A 3,700-nucleotide genomic window follows, 5' to 3' on the forward strand; every position below is an offset into this window, starting at 1 on the left:
CAGCCAGAGGATAACATTTCTGTCCGAAAAATTCTTACAAACAGCAAAGGCATCTTTACAGAAATTTATGTGACAAACCACCAGCCTATTCACGGCTATGTTACAGGGGTCATGAATGATTATTTCCTTTTCTTTTCTCCGGTCCATAAGCTGATATCCATTCCGCTGCAGCACTTCAAATGGCTGATGCCATACCGCGAAAACGAACGGCCTTATTCCTTGAAAAATGAGGAGTTTCCGCTCATCCCCATCAGCACAACATCAGCGCGTACATTCGAAGAGCAATGCAAGCGAAACATCGGTAAAATGGCCATTTTTGACCTTGGTAAAGAGCCGAAAAAAATAGGCAAGATTATCAGCATTCAAAACAATCAAGTGGAACTGGCCATCGCACGCAACCAGACGATTTTTACTAACCTTACACATGTTCATTCCGCCAGTTTTTTATAATACACATAAAAAAGGCTGCCTTCTCAGCAAGGCAGCCTTTTTTATTATTCGTGTCCTGGGTTGTTATAGCCGTCTTTGTTTTGCGGATGATCGTCAAAGAGACGGTCTCTGCTGATAGTATGCGGCTTGTCAAGGTTTAAAGAATTGTCAGCTGGTGATTTTGATGGTTCTGTTGCCGGGTTAAAATCGGCAAGACTTGTATTATCTTTTTTCCACTCATTTGGATCTGGCTTTGTAATTGTTGTATTTTCCATTTTGCGGCTCAATCTGCTCATCGTCTGGCTGGCAAATTCACGTCCTCCAAGGCCAAACGCTAAACCGAACGCAATCGTAAAGCCGCCAAGTATCAAGATAAACGCAGCATTAACGATAGTTTTTGCCACACCGAGCTGATCGAGAGCCATAAAGAACGTAAGTGTAATGATCGTGTATTTTGCTGTATTGCCGAGAATCTTACCTTCTGTCGGCTGCTTGACCATGCTCATGACAATCCGCTTTACGAGATCTCCCACATAAAAGCCGATTCCGAGCACGATGATAGCTGTCAGCACCATTGGGACGTATGCAAGTACAGCTGTCAGAGCAGTTACAAGGCTTTCAAGTCCAACAAGCTGAAGCGCTTCAATCGTAAACAGAAGCACCACAACAGCTTGCGCGATAAAGCCGACAATCTGTGAAACTGTCATTCCGCGATTTGCTTTATGATCAAGTGAGCCAAGCCCCATACGGCTGAATACAGCATTAAAGCCTGCCTTTTCCAGCAATCCGGATACAAAATGTTTTACTTTTCTTCCAAGCCATAGTCCAACAGCTACAAGAACAGCTGCAATGATAATGTTAGGAATCATATCCATTACACGTCCGAGCATGCTAACAGCTGGTCCGGAAATACCATCAATATCCAGTGTTTCTAATGCTGAAATTACAGCAGGAATAAGAATCAGAACATAAACTACTGTTCCGATAAACGAAGATAAGCTGAACGATGGCTTGCCTGGAGATGACAATCCTAACTTATTCGCTAAATGATCGGTACCGATACTGCGGAGGAAGTTTGTTAAAATCTCACGTACAATCTTTGCAACCACCCAGCCGATTCCTAGAATAAGAGCTGCGCCGAGAAGTTTTGGAATAAAGGCAAAGAATCCGTCGAGCATTCCTTTTAAAGGTTCTGAAATGGCTTCAATACCAAGTGCTGCGAGTACAGCCGGCAGGAATAGAAGCAGTGTCAGATAAAATACTGCTCTAGATGCAGAATGAAGAGTACGGTCCGCGTTTGCAGGGTCCTTTATCATGTTCCATCTCGACATTAATCTGCCAAGGCCAGCTCTGCGCCCCACGTTTTTCACTAGATAAGAAAGCACAGAAGCGATGAGCCAAGCAACTGCTGCAATAAGTACCGCTTTGAGGATATTTGGGATGGCTGCTGCCATGACACCAAGCGCTCCGGAAAGAGGCTGTGCTACATAAGGAAGGTCGAGCATATTGAAGAACATAATGAATGCGAATACCATGATGATCCAGAATACAATCTTGCTGATGATTTCTTCAGGTGAATATTTCTGATGCTGCTGATTATGCTGGCGCGACTGCGGGTGGCCTGTGTGCAGGTCTTCTTCACCCTCATTTTTCATCCACCGCATCATTTTGTTGTCAAAGTCTGTTTTCTTTAATGCCGATTTCACCGCTTTTGAAACGATTCCGGCCACGAGCCATCCTATGAGCAGGACAAGTAAAGCCAAAAGCAGATCAGGCAGTCTTCCTAAATATGCCATCCATGAGTTCACTACTCCATCGTAATCGTACAAAGATTTCTCCTCCTTTTTATCAATCAGGTATATGCTTCATTTCCCATTAACTGCATCTGGCTAAACGTAAATTATCGAGAATGAGTTTCACTCATACCGCAATTTACAGATGTTGAGATTGAGAGTATGATGAATTATGGAATAAATGGATAAGAATACCTGATTAATTGCGCAAACGGTTACATCAAGCACAATGCTTGGAACAGGAGATGAGAGAATTGATTCATGTACATAACATAAAGAAAGAATATAAGATTGCTAAGCGCGACCCAGGTCTTCGCGGAGCAGTCAAATCGCTTTTTTACCGTAAATTCGAAACAAAGCATGCAGTTAAAGGAATTGATTTCCACATCGAACCTGGTGAAATGGTAGGTTATATCGGAGCGAATGGAGCTGGTAAATCTACGACAATTAAGATGCTAACTGGAATATTGACCCCTAGCAGCGGGAGCATCAGTGTAAACAGCATCGTCCCTTATGAAAACAGGCAGAAAAACGCCAAGAATATAGGAGCTGTATTCGGTCAGCGTACTCAGCTGTTCTGGGATATACCTGTCCGTGAAAGCTATGATCTTCTAAAGCATATTTACGAGGTTCCAGAACAGCAGTTTAACGAAACGATGAAGACGTTTACGGAGGTGCTCAATCTTGAGCCGCTGCTAGCCATTCCAGTCAGGCAGCTCTCTCTCGGACAAAAGATGAGATGTGAGCTTGCCGCTGCATTCCTGCATCGTCCAAAGGTTGTGTATCTGGACGAGCCGACAATCGGGCTTGATGTAGCAGTAAAGATAAAAATCCGTGAATTTATTAAAGAGATGAATCGCCTTTACGGAACGACTGTCATCCTTACTACACATGACATGCAGGACATCGAAGAAATCTGCAGCCGCATCATTATCATCGATGAAGGAAGTGTCATCTATGACGGCAGTCTTCAAGCGATTAAGGAACAGTTCGGACATAAAAGGATTATTCATTTTGAAATGGATAACATTACATCTCCCCTACTGCCTCCAGCATTAGAAGGAAAAGCCGAAATCCTTCCTGCTGAAGAGGAAAGCGAGAAGGTTTCTGTTTCTTTCAGCAGCCGGGATATTTCTGGTGCAGAAGTGATTTCAGAGATGATGAAAGCATACAATGTCACCGACTTGACGATTGCTGACCCTAAGATTGAGAGCATCGTTGAAGAGATTTATGGCAGAGGCATGGTTCAGGAGGAGAAACATGCGGAAATACATTGAATTTGCTAAAGTCCAAATGCAGGTAAACTCGGCATACTCCGCGTGGTTATGGGCGAATATCGCCTCTATCTTGCTGCGTCTTTTTATCGCCTATTATTTTTGGCAGGCGGTTTACAGCAATAAATCCTCGATAAAAGGCATGCCGCTCGACGATATGCTCACTTATATCATTGTCGCGATGTTTATGCAGATGTTTGTTTC

2 protein-coding genes and 2 pseudogenes are annotated in these 3,700 nt (G+C 43.5%); 3 read left to right on the forward strand and 1 reads right to left on the reverse strand.

Annotation, left to right across the window (positions count from 1 at the left end; genetic code table 11):
• Positions 1-450, forward strand: a pseudogene (locus CGZ90_RS20910) (DUF2642 domain-containing protein); the annotation flags it as partial.
• A 44-nt stretch (positions 451-494) separates the two neighbouring features.
• Here the strand turns inward: CGZ90_RS20910 and CGZ90_RS19850 are convergent.
• On the reverse strand, positions 495-2,225 hold the full coding sequence (locus CGZ90_RS19850) for a mechanosensitive ion channel (protein ID WP_094254220.1): 1,731 nt from the start codon (positions 2,223-2,225) through the stop codon (positions 495-497).
• A 251-nt stretch (positions 2,226-2,476) separates the two neighbouring features.
• Between CGZ90_RS19850 and CGZ90_RS19855 the strand changes: the two genes are divergently transcribed.
• Complete coding sequence (locus tag CGZ90_RS19855; protein ID WP_094254219.1) at positions 2,477-3,499, forward strand: ABC transporter ATP-binding protein; 1,023 nt, start codon at positions 2,477-2,479, stop codon at positions 3,497-3,499.
• Positions 3,483-3,700 (forward strand): annotated as a pseudogene (locus CGZ90_RS19860) (ABC transporter permease); the annotation flags it as partial. The gene CGZ90_RS19855 and the pseudogene CGZ90_RS19860, both read left to right, overlap by 17 nt.

The sequence above is a fragment of the Fictibacillus aquaticus genome (assembly GCF_002245695.1).
Lineage (GTDB): Bacteria > Bacillota > Bacilli > Bacillales > Fictibacillaceae > Fictibacillus > Fictibacillus aquaticus.

Bases quoted from the DNA above. Each gene is read 5' to 3' on its own strand.
- CGZ90_RS19850 (WP_094254220.1), bottom strand. From the start codon at position 2,225: ATGGCATATTTAGGAAGACTGCCTGATCTGCTTTTGGCTTTACTTGTC.